Genomic DNA, 21557 nt, shown 5'->3' with positions numbered 1-21557 from the left:
CGATGAAACTTGCCCCCCGAATTTATCCGTGGGGTCAATGCTTCAATTCTTTAATCTAAAATCTAAAATCTAAAATCTAAAATCGATTGACCCCAGCAAGGGGATTGCTATAAAATCAACAGGAAGATTTTTTGAACCGCAGATGAACGCAAATAAACCCTGATACAATTGCATCAGCGTTCATCCCTGTTCATCCCGTGATATCTGCGGCTTAAAACTCTCAACTTTAGATTTTAGATTGGTGAAAGGAGGGCGATACACTCGGATTGCTTTAATTGGCACTTTGCCGCCTGTTTCAGGAAGGATTTCGAGGAGGTGTTTGGAGTTGCTCAAATTCTGAGCCAATGTGGTAGAATACTCGCGGCTTGAATCTGCAATCTTTGGGGGAACGTATGAATCAACAAACATCGGTCGCACCTGCCAGGAAATCTCAAAGCCTTTAGGCGTCGGTTTTTTAGAGTATTCATAGGCATTTTTCAGCCACCAGTTTCTCGGTTCAATCACGACCCGGCCCGAGTTTGAGACAAACAATTTGTCGTTTGTACCGCTGCCGTCGTAACCTGTTTTAGAACCTACAACGTCAAATTTAAACTTGCTGGCGTCGCTGTTAATCTCAGTAATTATGGTTTTCCAATCTTCGACGATTAGCGGTTTTTGGCTGGATACTTGGATGATTGCCGGCCAACCGACGCCAAGAGTAACGCTAGGTCTGGTAATGCTGTAAAGTTCAGGAAATTCTGAGGGTTTTTTGCCGTCGATCGCAATTTTAGCAGAAATTGCCTTGCCGTTGAAGGTTTTATCAGCGATCGCATCTATTCTATTTCCTTCAAATGCTAAAACCAACTTGCCATCTTTCCACTTAACATCGCTGCCAAGTGTATAGGTTTTAACTAAATCTTGCTGCGGCGGTTGAGGAGAATTTGGCTTGTATCGCAGGTGCTGTTTTATGAGATCAGCGAGGAGAAAATTTCCCCAATCGTTGAGGTGAATGCCATCGATCAATAGCTGTTTTGGCTGCAAGCGATTGTCTTTTAAATACCGCATCCAAGGTTCACGAATTTCGGCTATTTCGCAGCCGTATTTATCTGCCAACTCAGGCAGCCATTTAGTAGAATGAGTGTTGTGCCATTCGTATCTGCTGACTGAATTTGGATCGTCGCTGTTGCCTGTCGGCATCCAGTCGATGTGGTCTGAATGCAAGAGTATTTCGCTAGCAGTGCGGCTGCGGACATTGGCAATTATGGCTTCGTAATCTTCATCGCCTCCGTAGACGTGAAAAATTAGCAAGTCGGGATAAAAAGGATACAAATCGTGTTCGCTGGGACGGATTAAAATCGGGGCGGCAAATCCTCCGATTGCTCGATTTTCCACAATCAAATCTGCATTGGGAAATCGCTGTTTCAAATCATTCACTACATCTTTCCACCAATCTTGTTCTGTGATGGATTGACCGTAGAATAGGATACGCACTTGGCGGCGGTCTGTTGGAGTGCTAGCTGCAAGTAGCCCCATCGTCCTTTGAATCCTCGCTCCAAAAGTAGCATTATTTGCAATAGGAGCGGGTGGGGGGAATGGCGTATCGGCCGCTATTTTTTTGATGAGGGGAACTAACAGAAAGCTCAGACACAAAAAAAGCAGCCACAAGTAGCGATAAATCTTGGATTTTATGCTATTTCCTTGGTGTTTTGCCATTGTTTTATTTTTCCCTGTCCGTTTCACTTCGCTTAAGGCGACTGTGGGATGAATGCTACGCCTCTAATCAGTAGCTGTAGCGTGCTTATGGGGGCACCTCACCAGTAGCTGTAGTGTAGGCTGTATGGAAATATATTACCAAATTGAGCGAGACAAAAAGTGATATAATGCCAGCTAATTAATTGCAGGAGATCGATCGCACGTCAAATGGATTACAAAACAGCCCGCAGTTTTCTGATCGACCAAGGAACCGCCCTGGAAACCAAGAAAAATCCCGACGCCTTCCTGATGCGTCTCAAACAAGGTCAACCGCCCGTACCCGGACAGGTGACATCGATTTTATTAGCTTTAAAAATATTGTTTGAAGGGCTGCAAGAATCTCCAATGCTCGATCGACAATTAATCTCGGCACTGCATTTACTGTCAGTAGAAGGTTTGCTGCAATTTGAAGCTGGACTCCGCAGAGGAGTTTCTTGGCCACCGCTGCTGAAGGAAGACTTAAATCGAATTGCGATCGCAGTCAAGAATATCTTTTCCGGCGTCTGGCAATAATTAGCTCGGCAACCGCCAATCCCGATACCCACCCCCAGCAAACTCAATTTTTTTCTACATTTTTTTCTACAATTATTTGTAATATTTTATGTTAATCTTGCTACATTTACCCTCAAATTGTGGCATCTTAATATAAGAATCGGTTCTAAACCGCAATTGGAGAAACTACTCATGAACACCGAAGAAAAAGCTAGACTACTAATTGCACGAGAAAGGCAGCATAGCGAACACTTGCACGACTCTATGCTCAACCGTTCCTCCCACGAGCTAGAAACACCTGGGGAGGGAATTGCTGAAGAAAAAGCCAGAGAATTAATGGCTCAAGAAAGGCAGCACAACGAACACCTGCACGACTCTATGTTAAGCCGTTCTTCCCAAGAGGTAGAAGCATCGATCGCATCCGACGACACTCACACATAAATTGTGTTAACACAAGACTTACGGACACACACCAAGAAACCGGGTTTTTATACCATAACAAAGGGCTGTAAAATGTTTTTGTGTAAACAACCAGGTTTCTGCGTTTCGGAAGAGTTCAGTACAGCAAAACTCTACTCAAATCGAGGATAATTTTAGGTGCAATCAAAACAGCCCCTGCTCGGTTGGCAGCCGCTATCACAAATCTCCACCCGCCATATATAGCAATAGAAAATGCCAATTTCTATTGCTCGCGAAAGCTTTCGAGGGATGCCAAAAGAGCTGGCAGTCCCGCTAGCGCGGCCGACACCAGAGCCTCATCTTTGTAAACTCGCGATCGGAGAATACGGGTACTTTTAGACGCAGAGGTGAAAGAGCCTCGCCATGGGGAATTTCCGGTTTCAATCGGCCCTAAGTTTTTTGTTTCTCGCGTCACGAACAACATAGCAGTATCCTCGCAGTATCGTCAATTAATCCCTAAATATGCGCCCGTAAAATTTCTCAGGGCTTGCTGTATGTTTCTATTATTACTCAGGTAGGTAACAGAGATGAAACCATGCAATAATTATTCACGATAGTCAGGGATCAACTTAAACTACATAACTACTTTTATTTATTTGTTACAGGGCGCGTTTGTTTCAGCCGATCGCCCACAGCAACTCAGGCACCAGACAGCAAAATCACCCATTTCACAAGAGGAACGCGGATCAATGATGCTAACTCTTAGTCCAGCAACAGTTATAAGTCAAATCAGGCCTACTGTGCAAAGCTTGTCTGACGGAGACTACCGCTACCGAGACTCCTTTGTGTTCGATCGACCTTTCAGAGAAATCCAATTTCGCAAACAAGACAAATACATCACCGGCAGCGATTCAGACAAACGCACTGGCAAAAGTTACTGCTTCCGGGGCATCCCACAGCACAACAACATTATTAACATCACGGTAGCCATCGAAATTTCCCCGAAAACAGCACAGAAAACCGAGTGGAAATTAGCACCGGGAAACCCCATTAATTTCGACAAGCTTTATCCGCTGCAAGCTGGACCGGGATTAGAATTGTACAAATGTTTGACAGCTTTTTTACCCAGATTGAAGGATTAGTTATCTCAATTCCGGCTGCGCCGGAATGATATAGAGGAGACGGCACTGCCGTCTCCTGATTTCGGGTAATATTAATTCCGATGCAACCGGAATTGATATTATTTGTTATTTGTTAATCGCTTTGGCTTGTTAATAACGAATAATATTCGTTAACAGTTAACAGTCAACAGTCAACAGTCAACAGCGTCGCCCTGAGCGTAGTCGAAGGTTCAACCGTCAACAGCCAACATTTAACTCCCTAAGAACCAGCATTTTCCAATTCTTCCCGCAGCATTTCCCGGTAGACTTTCGGCAAACGAGAACTCATAGAATTGTTCTCAATTCCATATCCCAAACTCGTCCAAGTTCCCGAAAGCATCCGCAATACCTCAGTTAATCTTTCCTGCCGCAACATCTCAGGAATATCAGCTTTCCAAAACTTGCGATCGCTCAACCAAGCATAAACCACAGCATCCTGATCTTCGGGTTCAAAACTGTAATCTTCCCAGAATAAAAAATTAGCACGACGGGCGTGATAGCGCTTAGCCTTATCCTTCCAAGTTGTAGTCAGAAATTGATACCTGCCCGCTGCCGTAGTACACTGGCCACGATTTGGGCCATTAACAATCTTCACGCACCAGTCAGGATGGCGACTCAAATCTAATATATATTTGCCACCGTAAACAACGTGATAAGGGCGAGCAACATTCGACTCGCTAGCAGAAATAGTTCGCATCAGAGCCCGAAGGTAAGGATCGCCGTTTTTCATAGCCAGCGGTGGCACTTTTTTCACCCCGCTTACCGACTGCGACAACTGCTGATTTCCCCGCAAACTGTCAACCAAAAAAACACCGCTGCCAATCACAGCGCCGATTAAAAGTAGAAATCCGAGGATTTGAAGCTCTGATCGCCTCAGCAAACCTCTTTTTCGACGGCCCAATTTCTCAGCTTCTAGCCAAGTCATTTCCATTTCCGAAATTTCGGCTAATTTTCGAGCCACCCGCATCCGGCGCACGCGAAAATCGTATTGATATAGCGGCGCAGCTAACAGCGTTAAACTCGATAAAATCCCCGCCAATTTAATCAGCCAGAAATCTAATTCACCCGCTATGGCAACATTTGTCAGAGTAGATATTCCTGTTAGTAACTGGGTCGGATCGATCGATCGCGCTGGCCAATAAAAAATCGCAAGTTGCACCAACAGCGACAGATTAAATGCAAAAAAAATCACTACAACAGCATTCAAGCCTTCTCGCAAATGCGATCGAATACCCGTATGCCGGCGCTTGAACTTGCGCGCAACGCGAAAGCGCCCCGGCAGCATAATTAGTAAGGGATTTAAAATTTTGACTGCTAAAAAGTGACAAACAAAAAACACAGGCAACTGAATCAGCCAAGCCGCCAGCAGTAGAGTCAGAAAGCCGATGTCGTCGCTGACAAACGGAAGGCCCCTGCGAAGGACAAAACTAAAACTCTGAGCGAGAGCAAATGCCCTTAACCACGAAATCGGATAGGGGAACCAAGCTGGCCACTTGAGAGTTTTCATGCTGAGAGAGGGAAATTTCAACGGCGAATCATAAAACTATTAAGATTTTGCCAGATTTGGCGATCGGAAAATTGGTGTAGCGTGCGTCAGCCCAAATCTTTGACTCAAATCAAAGTGTTTTTTGTCTGACGCACCGAACCCAAGCGAGCCTAATTCAATCAAACCACGCCGGCAAACAACTCCTCAAAACTCTTTTGCGGAGCCTCCGACTTAGCCACAATTTCCACAACCTTGTTGCGAGAAGTCGGCTGAAACAGCGCCTCCACGCACACTTGGGCTACCTTAGTGCGGGGAATGCTGCTCTCAAACATTTTGTCCGCACCAGTCATGACGATCGCATCTGAATTATCCTCATTTTTGAGACCGCCGGGACGGACGATCGTATAAGTCAAACCGCTTTTTTGCAAATATTCCTCGGCTTGCTTCTTCCAAACCAGAATCAGCCAGAACAAATTCAGCGGGTGAAAAAATTGAGAGACGCACAGAGAAGTCACCAGCACAAAATGCTCAATTCCCTTAGCCTTAGCTGCATCCACCAAATTTTTAGTACCTTCAAAATCCACCTTGTAAGGCGCTGTCGGGTCAAAACCAGGGGCCGCCCCTGTCGCGCACAGCAATACCGTACTATCGCCGATGGCATCGCCCAGGGAAGTCGCATTTAATACATCCCCAGTCACTAACTCAGCCTCCGGTGGTAAAATTTGTCTAGCTGTGTCTAGATTTCGGACTAAGGCGCGCACGGGAATACCTCGCTTGACTAATTCTGCGACGATTCGGCGGCCAGTCTGACCTGTGGCTCCTGCTACAAATGCTTTCATAAGTCGAGTTATGCTGAACTAGGGTAAGTTTTGTTACTATCAATTTCTCAATTGTAGGGAGGAAACTTCCTTAACACATCCCCAACCAGATTGATTGGCGTGTATAACAGGAGAGCATAATATGAAGCACGATTCCGCTGAATATCAAACTGTTGAAGCTTCTGAGGAAAATTACTACCCAGATGCGAGTTTCCAACAGCCCGAAAGTGGAAGCGCGGATGCAGGTGAAGAAGTTGAGCCGATTTGGTTTCACACGCATTTTGAAGACAGCATGGAGATGTACGCGGATGCGGAGACGGTGGCGAAGCATTTGAACAACCACAAGACTTGGTTTTGCCAGTGCGCTTCGCCGATGAAGGCCCAGCCGCTCGGCGAAAACGGCTACGATTTATTAATAGGGCGTTTTGGGGCTTTCGGCTACCGTGTTGAAGCGAGAATTGGTTTAGAGTTGCTGCCGCCTGACGCTGAAGGCTGCTATTTGATTAAGACTATTCCGGTTCCGAATTATACCTCGCCTGGGTATGAAGTGGATTTTCGATCGGCGATGAAGCTAGTGGAGATACCCTCTCAGGAGTTTGCCGCCGATTGGCCGAGCTCGGAACGTGCTAAGCTGCCGCCTGCGATTACCATTACTACCTGGAAGCTGGATTTGGCTGTGGGGGTTTGCTTTCCCAAGTTTATTCGATCGATGTCTCAGCCTTTGATAGAAAAAACCGGCGATGCGCTTTTGGAAAAAATTATCAAACAAGTTAACCGACGCTTGACTTATAAAACTCAGGTGGTTTTTCACGAAAGTTTGGGCATTCCTTTTCCGAAAAATCCTAAGAAACATTAACACTACTTACGCTCTAACCTGTACTGCATTTAAATTGTATGTTAAGTGCGGGATCTCCTGGCCAACCCCTACTCCCCACCAGAGTAAAGATTTATTTTACTCTGCAATTTAAATGCGGATTAGCTTAACTCACATTTGTAGGGTGTGCACTGCACACCTTACTCATAAGTGCGATCGTAATAACTCATACCATTGTAGATTTTAGACTTCGGCGTGAGCGCTCAGTCGCACAATTTTAGATTAAATGATTGGGAATAAATGATTGTGTATGGGTTGGGATTACGAGCCTACAGTTGCTTTTTTGAAACTAATATAGCAATCCTTGCAGGAGTCGTAAATTTTTTCCCCAACCCCAACCCTCCCCCAACCCGCTGAGAGAAAGTAAGAAATTCACAAATTATTTAGGATTGCTATATGCGGATTTCTTATCAGCGGAATGAGTTTTTATTATGATTGGTCAATTTAGCACAGGGTTGGACACAAGAGTTTCAAGTCAGATGCCATCAACTTCGACAGCATTGTTATTAAAAAATTCTGTTTCTGTCATAAAGATTTTCCTCCTTATTGCCTCATGATTAAGAAGTGTAGCGGACGCATTTCAAAGCTGCCTCCGATCGCCCTCGGAAACCCGCAAGTGTCTCAGATCACAAGGCCGATCGATCACCCTCACTGCCAAAAAACCTAAAATTATGTCAAATTAAGTAAAGGGTGATCGAAGAAGTCTTGCCATATCCGTAGAAAGTTATGACAACAAAACTAAGAGCTACAGAAAAAAAAATGGAGATAGACTGGCAGCAATGGAGGGCCGACCAAGAACTAATTCTCAATCAAGTAGACAATGCGATCGCTTTGTTCGACTCGTCTGACTGCTTAGTTTTGTTTAACAAAAAATTGGCCGGAATCTGGGAACTGTCCCCAGAATGGCTGGCAACAAAGCCGAAGTGCCACTTGCTGTTTGCGGAAATTGTCGATCGGGGTTACTTGTCTGTTCAACAGTGGCAAGAGTTTCAGCAAGCACTCGAAAAATGTCAGCATGAAAGTTTATCATTTTATTTCGAGCAATCCAATGGGGTTTGTTTGGAGGTGTGCGCCACGATTACCAACAGCGGCGGACGGCTGTTTACCTTTCGAGATGTGACGGTATACCAAAACTCCCAAGCTAGCTTGAACGCAGAAGTCAGGCGGCTGAGCTTTCTTTTAGGTTTAACTGAACGCCTGCAAAAGTCTGACAGTTTGCAAGAAATAGGTCAGTTTGCCCTCACCTATCTGGTAGGGGCAATGAATGCTGCTTTCGGAGATGTCAAGGTGATTAGCGGCAAGGGAAACGATCGGCAAGCGTCGGGGATTTGCAACCAAGTTTCTAGTCAATTTTTGGCTACTTACGGGGAACCCGTAGTCGCAGGAATGCAAGAATTGCTCGACAAAGGCATTCCTTACGGCATCGGTTTGCTGTGGGAAGTGGTCAAAACTGGTAAACCTTTGCTTGTCGAGGATTATGCCCAGCATCCCAATGCCGTGCCGGAATTTCGGCATCCGGGAATCGGACAACTGGGCATTTTTCCGATCGCAGCTACCAACGGCACGATCATCGGAGTGCTGACGCTGGAGTCCCGCAACATCAAAAAACTGCAAGCCGCTGTCCACCAAGAAGTGCTGGAGGCTGCTTGCCGGACTCTGGGGGCGGCGATCGAGCGGGCTCAGACACAAGAAAACCTGCGCCAAGTTAACGAAGAATTAGAGTATTCTTCTCAGTTGAAATCTGAGTTTTTAGCCTCCATGTCCCACGAATTGCGGACGCCTCTTAACAGCATTCTCGGCTTTTCTGACTTGCTGCTGCGGCAAACAGCCGGACAGTTGAGCGATCGACAAATTAACTATGTAGAACTGATCGAAAAAAGCGGCCAGCACTTGTTGCAGCTAATCAACGATATTCTTGATCTTTCTAAAATTGAAGCGGGAAAAGTAGAACTCAACTTACAGCCTATTCGCGTTCAAGAACTTGCGACAGACTGTCTGAAAATGATGCAGCCCCGGGCAGACAAAAAGCGAATCGGTTTGTCTTTAGAACTAGACTACCGTATTACTAAAGTTTGGCTCGACGAACGGCGAGTGCGACAAATTGTGATTAATTTACTTTCCAATGCCATCAAATTTACCCCCGAACAGGGACAAGTTAAACTCAGCGGGCGTCTGGTCTACGGTAGTGAAATAAACGACGACTACCGGCCGGATTGTTCTCCTGTAAATGCCAGCACTCCTTATTTTTGTTTTGAGGTGAAAGACTCCGGCATCGGCATTCCTCAAGACCGCTGGCACTTGCTATTTCGACCTTTTCAACAGGTGGATTCTTCCCTGACTCGGCGGCACGAAGGTACAGGTTTGGGTTTGGCTTTGACTAAGCGTCTGGCAGAATTGCACGGGGGAACTGTTTCTTTTCAATCTGTTTGCGAGCGGGGAAGTATTTTCCGCGTTTGGCTGCCGTTGACGGAAATGCGTCAACAGTTGGGAAACTTTGCTTCTTGTGATTTGGATACCAAGTTAGTTCCTGCTTCTGCGATTGCTTTACCCATTGGCAGGAAGCGGATTTTGGTTGTCGAAGACCAGCCTTTTAACCAAATGTTAATTTCTGAGGTGATGGAATTGGAGGGGTACGGGGTAGAGATACTCGCTGATGGGAAGGCGATGGCCGATCGTATTCTCGCCGCCTCTGCTGCCCCGGAGTTGCTGCCGGATTTGATTTTGATGGACATTCAGTTGCCGGATGTTGACGGCTTTGAGTTGATGCGCCGAGTTAAAGCAGATCCTGTCTGGGACTCGGTACCGATGATTGCGGTGACGGCGATGGCGATGCCCGGTGACAGTGAGCGATGTTTGGAAGCTGGCGCTTCTGCTTATTTGAGCAAGCCACTGGATTTGAATTTGACGATCGCTACTGTCCGTTCTTTTCTGGGCTAAGAATAATTATTTGCAGTTCCAGCACTGCCATTTATGATAATTGATAAGAACAAAGGTTAAACTCAATAGTAGATAAATATCTATATGACTTGCCCGCGCTTGCCTCCGAAAGCCTGTTCTACGAAAAATATCGAGTTTAGTAAGGAGAAATATACGAATCAACCAGTTTTCGAGCTTCCCCACGCGCAATTCCCGAGCTAAATTCAATATATTATATCATATTCCATGTCAAACAAGTCGCCCTGCATAATGTTGGTTGATGACGAGCCAGCTAATCTGACTTTACTGGAAGAGTTATTGCACCTGAAAGGATACGCTACAGTATCAGCCCTATCTGGCCATGAAGCGCTCTCCCTTGCCCGCGCCTCTCGACCCGATTTAATTTTACTAGATATTATGATGCCGGAGATGAACGGTTTTGATGTGTGCGAGATCCTGCGGAAGGATACGGCATTGCAAACTGTACCGGTGATTTTTTTGACCGCCCTCGACGACGATTCCTCTCGCCTCAGAGGGTTAGAAATGATGGCAGACGATTATGTGACAAAGCCTTTTAACAGCCGTTTGTTGCTGGCGAAAGTTGAAAATATTTTGCAGTTGAGTCAAATGCGATCGCAAGCTGTATCTTCCCAGTTAAACCAGCGAGTCAAAGAGCAAAGCCAGCGTCAAATCGCCGCAGCTTGGGAGGCTAACGAATATCTTTCAGAAAAATTTCAGCTATTTGTGCCGGAGCAACTTCTCGGACGAATTGCACCGCAAGGAATAGAATCTATTCAGTTGGGCAATGTCACAGAAGAAGAGCTGACTATTTTATTTTGCGACATTCGCGGCTTTACTGCGATCGCCGAATCTCAACAAGCTTGCGAGACTTTTGAATGGTTGAACGCTTTTTTTACTCAAATGAACGATTGCATAACGTCTCATGGCGGGTTTATTGACAAATACCTAGGCGATGCAATCATGGCAGTATTTGACAAGCAGAATTCTCACGCTATGGATGCGATCGAAGCCGCAGTAGCAATGCAAGAAACTTTGCAAGAATTTAATGCCAGCCGCTACAAATACAATTTAGAATTTCCCGTCAATATTGGTACGGGAATTAACACAGGTATCGGCATGATCGGTACTTTGGGTTCCGATCGCCGCATGGACTCTACAGTCATCGGCGATGTGGTAAATACAGCTTCTCGGTTAGAAAATTTAACTAAAATATACGGCTGCCAAATTATTGTTAGCGAAAATGCGATCGTTCATGCGAGAGAATTTCTAAATGGCATAAGTCTGAACTCACACTCACAAGAAAGTCTATTATTAAAGTGCGACTTGGAAGTGAAAACACAGGAGAGTATTATTTCTACTTCTGGGGCGACTGCGGCAGGCAGCTATTCGCCAAGCAACAATTATTACTATCGCTGGATCGATCGAGTAACCCCGCGCGGCAAGCAGGAAGCTATAGAAATATACGAAATCTGGGCCGCCTCTTGTCCCGATTCTGAAGCAAAGCAGCTTACCCAGGGTTTATTTGACAAAGGAATTCAAGGATGGCAATCCGAAAGGTTTGTCGCCGCCTTGGGATATTTTCAGCAACTAATCGAACAAAACCCTGCGGATACAGTTGTCCGTTTTTATATAAATCGCTGCCAGGAAAAACTAGGTTTTATACCGGGAAATAGCACTTCATAAAGATTTAACTTTTAGGGCGGGCTACAAGCCCACCCTAAAATAGTTTAGACCTATTACAAAAGTCTCCAACTATCCTGCGTTGCGTCTGGGGTTTCCCTATCAATGAAAGATTTATCCAATAAGTCTACTCTAATTGGAGTGTGCATCAAACTTTCGTCAAAACTTGCTCTCTCAACTTCCCGATCAAGTGATTCACACCTCCGGTATTCAAACGGTAACTCAAAGGATGACCGATCAAATAAGCCGAACTTTCAAACAAAACATCAATTTCCACCAAACCATTTTCCCGCAAAGTTTTGCCAGTCGAAACCAAATCCACAATAGCCTCCGACATACCCGTAATCGGCCCCAACTCAACAGAACCGTAAAGCGGCACAATTTCCACCGGCAAATTCAAATTGTGAAAATATTCCCTTGCACAGTGTACGAACTTAGAAGCAACTCTACCGTGAGGAGGCAAATCCACCGTTCGTCGGTAAGAACTAGATTCTTTCACTGCCACCGACAGCCGACACTTGCCAAATTTTAAATCAATTAAATTGGCAACTTTCGGCTTTTTTTCCCGCAAAACATCATAGCCAGCAATCCCCAAATCCGCTTGACCGTATTCTACATAAACCGGCACGTCGTGCGTCCTTACTAGCAAAGCTTTTGCAGTGCCTGTAGGGTCATAAATTTGAAGTTGTCGGTTAGAGGAATCGAGAAAAGCACTGAAGTCTAATCCAACCGATTTAAACAGCCGAATGCTATCTCCTAACAATCCGCCTTTGGGAAGTGCAACAGTAATCATGTCAATTTTTAGAGTGTAAATTGCTCAATTTGGGAAGGGGGCGATCGCGGTATAAGCAGAAACAGCTTTTACCAAACTCAGAATAACACATAGAGTTCATAGCGAAAAATAAATTTCGGGTATTGCTCGATTCTTTGTTTGGGTATATATTATATTTATTAAGTTTTTATGTCCTCATACTTTTAAAGTGCGCTCAGTATGGAAAACAATCAAGAGTTTGATAGTCAAGAATTTGAGGGAGAATTTGACGGATAATTTCACAGTGTAGAGCCGGATTCCCTGAAAATTACAGTAGATTAAATCCTCTCAGCCGGTGGTAGAGAGGCCGAGGAAAGGGATTATACAGTAGCCGTACCTACTGCTAACCACGCCAGAATCCCCAGGGGCGGAGGCTTCTCATCCCATGTGGAATTAAGCGTGTTCGATCGCGCCCCCCGATCGCAGTTTGCAGAAAAACGCGGAACGCTGGGAGGCTGTTAATGTAAAATGCTTGCAGAGGCTGGTGCACAGAATTGGACGATCGCCCGTTCGCGAAGCCCTCGAAGAGGAGCGCCATTCAGTATCACGCCTTTAGCAGTGTATTCAACTCTCAAACTTAAAATTTAACGGGCGATTCCAAATAGCTGACAGCTAAATTATGACCGAATTGACACTTGTTATTGGCAACAAAAATTATTCCTCTTGGTCGCTGCGTCCTTGGTTGGCGATGAAACAAGCTGGACTGAAATTTTCCGAGGTGAGAATCCCCTTAGACTGGCCGACAACCCATGAAGAAATTAGGCGCTATTCTCCCTCGGGAAAAGTGCCAGTTTTAATCGACGGCGATCTGAAAGTGTGGGAATCTTTAGCAATTTGCGAATACGTTGCAGAACGCTTTGCTAATGATTTGTGGCCGGCGGATGTAGCGGAACGGGCGATCGCCCGTTCTATTGCCGCCGAAATGCACGCGGGGTTCCAAAATGTGCGCGAAAATATGCCGATGGACTGTCGCAACCGCTATCCGGGAGAAGGGATGACTCCCGGTGTCGAAGCAGAGATCGATCGCATCTTTACCATTTGGCGCGAATGCCGCCAAAAATTCGGGACAGGTGGCAATATGCTGTTCGGAAAATTCACAATTGTTGATGCTATGTTTGCCCCCATTGTCATGCGTTTTGTTACCTACGAAGTCAAATTAGATTCATCAGCAAAAGCTTATGCGGAGGCTATTTTAGCCTTGCCTGCCATCCAGGAATGGGTAGCAGCAGCTTGCAGCGAAACCGAAAGTATTCCACACATTAAAATCTAGGAAAAATTAGTTTACTTAACCTACAATCTCAAATATCAAGTTTGAAATCAGGATGCGGATTCTTTTAGTTGATGATGAAGTTGAGTTAACTGACCCTTTGAGTCGAGTCTTAACTCGCGAAGGTTATACAGTTGATGTGGCATTTGACGGAGCAAGTGGCAGCAATTTAGCCATGCAGGGCAATTACGATTTGCTAATTTTGGATTGGATGCTGCCGAGACAAACCGGACTGGCAATTTGCCAGAAGTTGCGATCGCAAGGACGGAGTACGCCAGTGCTATTTCTCACCGCCAAAGATACCGTAGACGATCGCGTACAAGGACTTGACGCCGGTGCAGACGACTATTTAGTCAAACCTTTTGAACTGCGAGAACTCCTAGCCAGAGTCCGCGCCTTGCTGCGGCGGCCTCCTACTTTTGATGCCGAGGTTGCTGTCGGGCGGCTGCAAGTTGCAGATTTACAGCTAGACTACGACAATCAATTAGCTTATCGGGGCGATCGTACAATTGATTTATCAGAAAAAGAATGTCAGTTGTTAGAATACTTAATGCGCCATCCTGGTCAATTGCTAACACACGAACAAATCCACCAGTATTTGTGGAGTGAAGCAGAAAAACCCAGTAGCAATGTATTAGCCGCTCAAATTCGCCTGCTGCGGCGAAAAATAGAAGCACCGGGCGAATGTGTGCTAATCCACACAGTCTACGGCAGGGGCTATCGCTTTGGAGAAGCCAATTAAAAATAATAGAAATTGTACAAAAATCCTTCTTCCCTCTTCCCTCTTCCTTCTTCCCTCTTCCTTCTTCCTCTTCCCTCTTCCTTTTTCCTTCTGCTATATTATCTGTTATCGGGAAAGTATGCACCCTAAACCAGCCTTTATGTATCTTGACAAACCAAAGTAATTACTGTCACCTCCGGGGGACAAAATAGCCTTCCCGGCCAATAAGTTCCCAAACCGCGATTCACGTACAGCAAATTACTCCCAACCTCATGCAAACCGCTAGCCCATTCCCAGTGAGTAACTACTCGATCCCAAGCCGACATAAAAGGAATTAACTTTCGGATTGGTTGAGGGATCCAATAGCCAATTTTTCTGACCCAAGCGTACAAAGGGCCGATACCGGGAATAACGATTTGACCGCCGTGAGTGTGCCCCGACAACTGCAAATCAATCCGCCAATTTTGCAGTTTTTCAGCAGTATCCGGATTGTGAGACAAAACAATCCGAGGAATCGCGGGATTTATTGATGCCATTACAGGTTTAGGCGCAAAATCGCCCGACCAAAAATCTGCTAACCCAACTAAAGCTAATTCTGATCCCAAAGGATAGATTGCTTCGTTGTACAAAACCCGAATTCCGACGCTATTTAAAGCATTAGCAACCTCTCTTTTTGCCTCCGGCCAATAGTGGTCGTGATTGCCCAAAACCGCGTAAATTCCCGTCCGACTTTGCAAGTTTTTCAATCGGTGCACTAAACCGTAAATAGGTGCGGGGTCGTAGCTAATAAAGTCACCAGTTAAAAAAATCAGGTCGGGTTCGGCTTCATTTGCAGCAGCAATCGCCTCTTCTAGCAACCATTCCGATAGCCGCACCCCGTCATAGTGAAAGTCAGTAAGCTGTACAATTTTAGTACCGGATAGATTTGCTGGAAGATTGGCGATCGGTATTGTTAAATACTCTACTCGAAGTTTTCCCGTTAATAACCTGTGCATAAATATAAGGTTTATTGATGATAAAGCGCCACGTCTAGCTTAGCAAATAAACAGGCAACACTGCAAAAGTAGATATTCTTCTTTTTTCCTTCTTTCATCTGACGAATGACTAAAGTCCGGGATCCAAAAAGTGAGATTTGCTAAAGAAAATTGAAACAGAAAGGCCCAATTTTCAGTTAGGCTTTCTTGCAAAATTCTTTGGGTCTTACGCGCCCAACTACGACAGCATTTTTATAAAATTATGACTTGCCTAACAAGTTGTTTAAAACGCTATCAATCCTCTTCAGACTGGCATTCCCCGCCCCGCATCTATATTCTTTTAGCAATTGTCAAAGCTGAGATTTGTGTCGCCTCCCCATCGCATCGGCTTACCACGGGGGGATTACCCCTACCAAACACTATCTCATCACTAATGATTTATTACTGCTGAGTCGGTGGAAATAAATATGGCTTGGGGGAGACCGGGTTTTGCATTAATAATAAACTGGGGCTAGTATATATTATTGCCTTACCCGCCCCTAATATCTTTTATTTTTGGTCGCGTCTGCCTACTTGTTCACTAATAACTTTTGACGAATGCCGCTTCTTCTCTATATATTGCTGGTGGTAATCCTCGGCCATATAAAATTCAGCAGCAGGTTTGATCTCGGTAGCAATATCTTTGTCGTATTTACCGGAAATTTGCAATTTTTGTTTGGATGCGCGAGCGGCTTTTTCTTGTTCCCAATTGTGATAAAAAATTACAGACCTGTACTGTTCACCTCTATCGGGGCCTTGGCGATTGATTTGGGTTGGATCGTGACAGTTCCAGAATACATCTAGCAGTGCTTCGTAACTCACCTGCGATCGATCGTACTCTATCAGCACAGATTCAGCGTGACCAGTGACTCTGGCGCAAACATCTAGGTAGCAGGGATTCGGCCAGTGACCTCCTGTGTAGCCCGCAGCAGTCGAGACGACACCCGCAACGGCGCGAAACTTGTGTTCAACTCCCCAAAAACAACCGGCGGCAAATGTGGCTTTTTCCATTGTGTGACTCATCGTATTGGGATAAAACTTGGCACTAAATTATGCTTGACATATTCCCATTAGTGTGCATTCCCAAACCAATCGCGGTTGTACGTAGTTTAGCAAATATTGTCGTGCTTTTTCCAAGGGTTCTAAGGGCGATCGACTAATTCCCCCTGCCAAAAATTGCTGCCAGTAACAGTGTTGTAAATAATCGATTAACCACAACTGAGATTCAGTATCTAAAGTTTTATCAATTTCCTTGGCCAATTCCAAAGCAGACCGCAGATTTTGGGGCAACTGTTTCACTTTTTGCAGTAAATCATCGGGTATTGATTGCAGTTGCTGCCAAATAGAAATTGCCTCCCCAGGACTGCCTTGAGCCATCCCCAGTACCTCGGAATGATCCAAAATCTCTGCCAATCCGGCTTGCTGCAAAACTTGTGCCATTGCTTCGGGATTCAGCCTAGAAAACTGGACTTTTTGGCAACGGGAAATCAAAGTGGGCAACAAAACTTCCACAGTCGGAGCAATTAAGATTAGCGCTGCTTTTCCAGGTTCTTCCAATGTTTTCAACAAGCCGTTAGCGGCTCCCTCGCCCATTGTTTCGGCTTGTTCCAAAACTACGACTGAACGCCCAGCTTCCAACGGCGGTCGGCTGAGAAATTCACCGATTTCTCGAACTTGTTCTAAGCGAATTTGTGGTGGTGATTTCCGCTTTAAACCGGCTTCCTCTGCTTCCTTTGGCGTAAGCCGTTTGCCTTGGTTCATATAAGTTGGTTCTACCCAGAGTAAGTCTGGATGATTTCGCTGCCTCACGCGATTTTGCACGGAGGCTATTAGTCGGGTTTCGGGAATATTTGCTGAGAATAAAAGTTCGATGAAACACTGAGCAGCTAAACTTTTGCCGATGCCGTTAGAGCCGACAAATAAATAACCAGGAGCAATTCGGTTTCTCTCGACTGCTTGAGTTAGCAATTCTACTGCTCTCTCTTGTCCGATTAATGATGTAAAATAATCCATGTTTGCTCAGCAAGAAGGAAGAAGGAAGAAGGAAGAAGGAAGAGGGAAGAAGGAAGAAGGAAGAAAATCTAGGGTGTCAGTAGTAATTAAGAATATCCTAACCGTCTGGCGCGGTTGCTATAATACCAAAAGGTTATTGTGTTTTAACGGACTGCTAAATAATTGTTTGGAGTTAAGAATCTTAAATTGTAAGTGGCCGGAGCCGGACAGGGCATTGCCGTGTCTTTACACATTATGTAGCGCTATTTTTCAGGATTGGTATTATTTAAATATCCCCAAGCTTCTAACCTGCGAGTTACAATAGCTTGAATTTCCTGAGCGACTTCATATTCAGGTCGATCGGCATTTATCCGGACAATTCGAGATTTATTTTCCTGGGCTAACTCCGCAAAACCTTGCTGTACAAGGCGGTGAAACTTCAAATCTGCTTGCTCGATCCGATCGCACCCTCCCCGAGCCCTTACCCTCGCCAAACCCTCCTCCACATTAATATCCAGCCACAAAGTCAGATCGCTTTCCAAGCCGTCGGTAGCAATTTCATTCAAGTGCTTAATTAAATTTAAGTTAAGACCGCGGCCGTAGCCCTGATAAGCAATCGTAGAGTCAGTAAAGCGATCGCATAAAACAATCGTTCCCTTCGATAACTCGGGTTTGAGAAAAGTTTCGACGTGTTGAGCGCGATCTGCCGCGTACATGAGTAATTCTGCTCGATCGGATACAGATTCGCCCCCATCTTGTTTCAGCAACAAATGTCGCAGTCCCCTTCCCAACTCAGTACCCCCCGGTTCGCGAGTAGCCACCAAGCGGACTGTCAGAAAGCAACTTGCTTGCAGGAACTGTATCAAGCGCTGCATTTGCGTAGTTTTACCCGCACCTTCAACCCCCTCAAACACGATAAGTTTGCCCTTCATTGCCCTAACTTTCCACCTGAATAAAATAAATCCATATTGTTCTGTTCATCGGTTCTAGGTTCGGTATGATAATAAAGTCTCAATGCCTCAAGGCTGGAGTTTTTTATGGCTCGCTATACTGGTTTTTTTATCGTTGCCGTTCCGATCGACCGTCTCCGTCAATCCCTGATTGAAATTTTAGAGTCATGCAATCTTGATATTATCTACAATACAGGAGATTCCGTCATGGCTCGCGAGCTCCCAGGTCAAGTTTCGATTCCCAAACTTGTCACCGCAGAAGTCCTAATTGAGAAAAACACGGCCAGCGACTCAGAGGTTCGCATGAACTTCGTGATTAAAAACGAAGAACTGCCCCTGCAAACCAACAACCACTGCCGTCAAATGTTCGAGCTAGTGAGTCGTTCAATTATGAACAACAATAATTGGCGACTCTTGGAAAGTATGGCACTCTAGCCATCAGTCAGTCGATTTTACATTTTAGATTTTAGAGTGACTCCACAGATAAATCTGGGGCCTCGAACTAACGTCGAAACTTCTTTGATCTCGACTCCTGGTGTGGGGGGCTTGTATCCGTATGGGGATGAGGTCATTAGTCCTTAGTTTGTAGCTAATGACCGATGGCCTCCGACTTTTATATGCAATCCGTAAATTTAAGCTCGAAATCCCCGGCGCAAAAACAAAGAATTGGTAACAACGCTAACAGAACTAAACGCCATAAATGCTCCGGCCGCCGCAGGACTGAGTAGAATTCCGGTTGCAGGCAGCAAGATACCCGCTGCCACCGGAATTCCCAGAGTATTGTAACCAAAAGCCCAAAATAAATTTTGGCGAATCTTATTAAAAGTAGCGCGCCCCAGCTCGATCGACTCAACAACATCCATCAAAGCATTTCGCATCAGCACAATTTGAGCTGTCTCAACTGCGACATCCGTGCCGCAGTGCAAACCGATACCCACATCAGCTTGAGCCAAAGCCGGCGCGTCATTGATACCATCCCCCACCACAGCCACTTTACAGCCTTGGGCTTGCAAAGTGGCGATCGCCCGAGCCTTCCCCTCCGGCCGCACCCCGGCCAAAACATCAGCCGCCGCCAAATCTAGCTGCTGCGCTGTCGCCGCCGCCGCTGACGCTGTATCTCCCGTCAGCATCATCACCCGCAATCCCATGCCCCGCAAACGTTCCACCGCCGCCTTAGCATCCGGCCTCAGAGTATCTTTTAGCCCGATTACCCCCAGCAAAACGCCCTCAGAAGCCACGTAAACCGCCGTTTTGCCTTGCAAAGACCCAGACAATTCCGTCGCCACAGCGACCCCCTGCTCCTTCATCCATTCAGCATTCCCCGCGAACACCCGCCGGCCCTCGACCAAAGCAGAAACCCCTAAGCCCGGTTCCGTGCAGAAATCCTCAGCAGCTAGCAGCGGCAAACCTTGCTGTTGAGCTTCCAGCAAAATCGCTGCGGCGATGGGATGAGAAGCGCCCCTTTCCACCGCCGCCGTAATTTGCAGCAGTTTTGAGTCAACTCTGCCAGAAACCCCATCAATTGTTGTGGAACAGGCATCTTGCCTGTTGCCAGAAACCCCATCAATTGTGGAACAAACATCTTGTTTGTTGCCAACATTAATATCTGACTTCAAATCCCACTCCGAATTCTGGAAAATCGGCAAATAATCTGTGAGTGTGAGATTTCCGGTTGTCAGAGTGCCTGTCTTGTCAAAAACTACCGTATCTAATTGATGCACCCGTTCTAAAACATCACCACCGCGAATTAAAAGTCCGCGCTCCGCCCCGATGCCAGAACCGACTAAAATTGCTGTTGGAGTAGCCAGTCCCAAAGCGCAAGGACAAGCGATGACTAAAACTGCGATCGCCAATTTCAAACTTAACAGCAAAGGCGATTGATAATGAATAATTGGCAATTGATTTCCCATATTCATTGCCCCGTGTGCCATGTTCATTGCCCCGTGTCCTAAAAGCACAGAAGGCCAAATATGAGTACCGGCAAAATACCAAAATAGGAAAGTTAAAACCGATATCCCCATTACCCCATACACAAAATATCCCGCGACAGTATCAGCTAAATTTTGAATCGGCGCTTTGCGAGTTTGGGCTGCCTGCACCAAAGCCACCATTTGAGCTACAGTTGTTTCCTTACCTGTGCGAGTTGCCCGCATCACAACTGCCCCGGATTTATTGATAGTTCCGGCGGCAACTGTATCTCCTGGTTGCTTCCAAACCGGCATTGATTCGCCAGTCAGCATCGACTCATCTATCGTGGTTTTGCCTTCGCAAATTTCGCCGTCTACTGGTATTTTTTCCCCGGGCAAAACTTGCAGCCATTCTCCGACTCGGACGCGATCGGCTGGAATTTCAATGTATTGTGGATTGTAGACCTCTGATGTCGAATTTAAAGGCAATTCTTCCGATCGCAAATCTAAACTCGAAAGTTTAAAATCAACTAAGCGGGCTTTGGCTGGTTGCAATGCCATTAAAGCTTGCAAAGCTGATGCAGCGCGCCGTCTGGCTTGCTGTTCGAGAGTTTTGCCCAACAAAATAAAGCCCAGCAGCATCACAGGTTCGTCAAAAAAGCACTCCCATCCCATCCGTGGAAACAGCAGCGCCGCGTTGCTAGCGGTGTAAGCTGTGACAGCGCCTAAAGCTACCAAAGTATTCATGTTGGGTGCATTTCGCCACAAACTGCGGCACCCATCAACGATAATTGGGCGGCCCGGTAGCAGCAAAGCTAGGGTGGCGAGTCCCCAGTGAAACCAAATATTGCTGAGAATTGGAGCTTTTGTGCCGAGTACGTGACCTAAACCGGATAAAATAATTAGGATAAGGGCGATGGTCAATTGCTTGATTTGCTGTCTAATTTCCTGTCGCCGTCGTTCAATTGTTGTCGCTTCTGCTTCCTGCTGATTTTCACCTGAACGAGACTGAGAGGGAAATCCATTATCAGTCAACTTTTTCGCTAAAGCCTCTGCATCGACAGTCCCCGGTTGACACTCAACCGTCGCGACTTCTACGGCCAAGTTAACGCAAGCTGAAATTACGCCTGAATACTGCATGAGTTGGCGTTCCACAGCTTTCGCGCAGCCGGCACATTTCATCCCGCCGACATCGAAAGTAACAAGTTCTGGCGGTGATTCTTTAACTGGTAGGATTTCTGTTTTAATTTCGGGAATTGTTTTGGACAAAAATTGCATGGTTTTTTTTGGTATTGATTAGAATATTTGGGTGGTTCTGA

19 protein-coding genes are annotated in these 21557 nt (G+C 45.8%); 10 read left to right on the top strand and 9 right to left on the bottom strand.

Going from position 1 to position 21557, the window contains the following annotated elements; genetic code table 11:
- Positions 1-180: 180 nt before the first annotated feature.
- The gene (locus tag QT996_RS17720) at positions 181-1692 is read right to left on the bottom strand and encodes an SGNH/GDSL hydrolase family protein (protein ID WP_333048021.1); all 1512 of its coding nucleotides are present in this window, start codon (positions 1690-1692) and stop codon (positions 181-183) included.
- A 207-nt stretch (positions 1693-1899) separates the two neighbouring features.
- On the opposite strand from QT996_RS17720, the gene QT996_RS17715 reads away from it, so the two are divergent.
- The 4 genes from QT996_RS17715 (at position 1900) to QT996_RS17700 (ending at position 3764) form a co-directional block, all read left to right on the top strand.
- Entirely contained in the window at positions 1900-2244 is a 345-nt protein-coding gene (locus QT996_RS17715) for a Dethiobiotin synthetase (RefSeq protein WP_333048020.1), read from the top strand.
- 171 nt (positions 2245-2415) lie between these two features.
- Positions 2416-2664, top strand: coding sequence for a hypothetical protein (locus QT996_RS17710; protein WP_333048019.1), 249 nt, complete (start codon positions 2416-2418; stop codon positions 2662-2664).
- A 231-nt stretch (positions 2665-2895) separates the two neighbouring features.
- A complete protein-coding gene (locus tag QT996_RS17705) occupies positions 2896-3021 on the top strand; it encodes a hypothetical protein (RefSeq protein ID WP_333048018.1) in 126 nt (41 codons plus the stop codon).
- Positions 3022-3371: 350 nt separating this feature from the next.
- Positions 3372-3764: a hypothetical protein gene (locus tag QT996_RS17700; protein WP_333048017.1), complete on the top strand. Its 393-nt coding sequence runs from the start codon at positions 3372-3374 to the stop codon at positions 3762-3764.
- A gap of 238 nt (positions 3765-4002) precedes the next feature.
- On the opposite strand, the gene QT996_RS17695 is transcribed toward QT996_RS17700, so the two are convergent.
- Both QT996_RS17695 and QT996_RS17690 read right to left on the bottom strand, forming a co-directional pair.
- Positions 4003-5289, bottom strand: coding sequence for a glycoside hydrolase family protein (locus QT996_RS17695; protein WP_333048016.1), 1287 nt, complete (start codon positions 5287-5289; stop codon positions 4003-4005).
- Positions 5290-5447: 158 nt separating this feature from the next.
- Positions 5448-6107, bottom strand: coding sequence for an NAD(P)H-binding protein (locus QT996_RS17690; RefSeq protein WP_333048015.1), 660 nt, complete (start codon positions 6105-6107; stop codon positions 5448-5450).
- A 121-nt stretch (positions 6108-6228) separates the two neighbouring features.
- Between QT996_RS17690 and QT996_RS17685 the strand changes: the two genes are divergently transcribed.
- From QT996_RS17685 to QT996_RS17675, 3 genes are all read left to right on the top strand, one after another.
- On the top strand, positions 6229-6942 hold the full coding sequence (locus QT996_RS17685; RefSeq protein WP_333048014.1) for a DUF1997 domain-containing protein: 714 nt from the start codon (positions 6229-6231) through the stop codon (positions 6940-6942).
- Between the two features lie 744 nt (positions 6943-7686).
- On the top strand, positions 7687-9897 hold the full coding sequence (locus QT996_RS17680) for an ATP-binding protein (protein WP_333048013.1): 2211 nt from the start codon (positions 7687-7689) through the stop codon (positions 9895-9897).
- 225 nt (positions 9898-10122) lie between these two features.
- Complete coding sequence (locus tag QT996_RS17675) at positions 10123-11580, top strand: response regulator (protein ID WP_333048012.1); 1458 nt, start codon at positions 10123-10125, stop codon at positions 11578-11580.
- 145 nt (positions 11581-11725) lie between these two features.
- Here the strand turns inward: QT996_RS17675 and hisG are convergent, their stop codons facing one another.
- Positions 11726-12370 (bottom strand): ATP phosphoribosyltransferase, encoded by a 645-nt coding sequence (gene hisG / locus QT996_RS17670; RefSeq protein WP_333048011.1) that lies wholly within the window; start codon positions 12368-12370, stop codon positions 11726-11728.
- Between the two features lie 637 nt (positions 12371-13007).
- On the opposite strand from hisG, the gene QT996_RS17665 reads away from it, so the two are divergent.
- Positions 13008-13658, top strand: coding sequence for a glutathione S-transferase family protein (locus QT996_RS17665; RefSeq protein ID WP_333048010.1), 651 nt, complete (start codon positions 13008-13010; stop codon positions 13656-13658).
- Between the two features lie 52 nt (positions 13659-13710).
- Entirely contained in the window at positions 13711-14397 is a 687-nt protein-coding gene (rppA, locus tag QT996_RS17660; protein ID WP_333048009.1) for a two-component system response regulator RppA, read from the top strand.
- A 137-nt stretch (positions 14398-14534) separates the two neighbouring features.
- On the opposite strand, the gene QT996_RS17655 is transcribed toward rppA, so the two are convergent.
- From QT996_RS17655 to tmk, 4 genes are all read right to left on the bottom strand, one after another.
- Positions 14535-15371 carry a metallophosphoesterase gene (locus tag QT996_RS17655; protein WP_333048008.1) on the bottom strand — a complete coding sequence of 279 codons (837 nt, stop codon included), beginning with the start codon at positions 15369-15371 and terminating at the stop codon, positions 14535-14537.
- A gap of 528 nt (positions 15372-15899) precedes the next feature.
- A complete protein-coding gene (gene msrA / locus QT996_RS17650; protein ID WP_333048006.1) occupies positions 15900-16400 on the bottom strand; it encodes a peptide-methionine (S)-S-oxide reductase MsrA in 501 nt (166 codons plus the stop codon).
- Between the two features lie 39 nt (positions 16401-16439).
- Entirely contained in the window at positions 16440-17402 is a 963-nt protein-coding gene (locus QT996_RS17645; RefSeq protein WP_333048005.1) for a DNA polymerase III subunit delta', read from the bottom strand.
- Between the two features lie 242 nt (positions 17403-17644).
- Positions 17645-18313, bottom strand: coding sequence for a dTMP kinase (tmk, locus tag QT996_RS17640; protein ID WP_333048004.1), 669 nt, complete (start codon positions 18311-18313; stop codon positions 17645-17647).
- A gap of 105 nt (positions 18314-18418) precedes the next feature.
- On the opposite strand from tmk, the gene QT996_RS17635 reads away from it, so the two are divergent.
- Positions 18419-18766, top strand: coding sequence for a hypothetical protein (locus QT996_RS17635; protein WP_172190364.1), 348 nt, complete (start codon positions 18419-18421; stop codon positions 18764-18766).
- Between the two features lie 197 nt (positions 18767-18963).
- On the opposite strand, the gene QT996_RS17630 is transcribed toward QT996_RS17635, so the two are convergent.
- On the bottom strand, positions 18964-21516 hold the full coding sequence (locus QT996_RS17630) for a heavy metal translocating P-type ATPase (protein ID WP_333048003.1): 2553 nt from the start codon (positions 21514-21516) through the stop codon (positions 18964-18966).
- Between the last annotated feature and the right edge of the window lie 41 nt (positions 21517-21557).

It is taken from the genome of Microcoleus sp. S13C4 (assembly GCF_036700865.1).
Lineage (GTDB): Bacteria > Cyanobacteriota > Cyanobacteriia > Cyanobacteriales > Microcoleaceae > Microcoleus.
The sequence above is the reverse complement of the archived record's forward strand: the minus strand, read 5'-3'. Positions and strand labels throughout refer to the sequence as shown.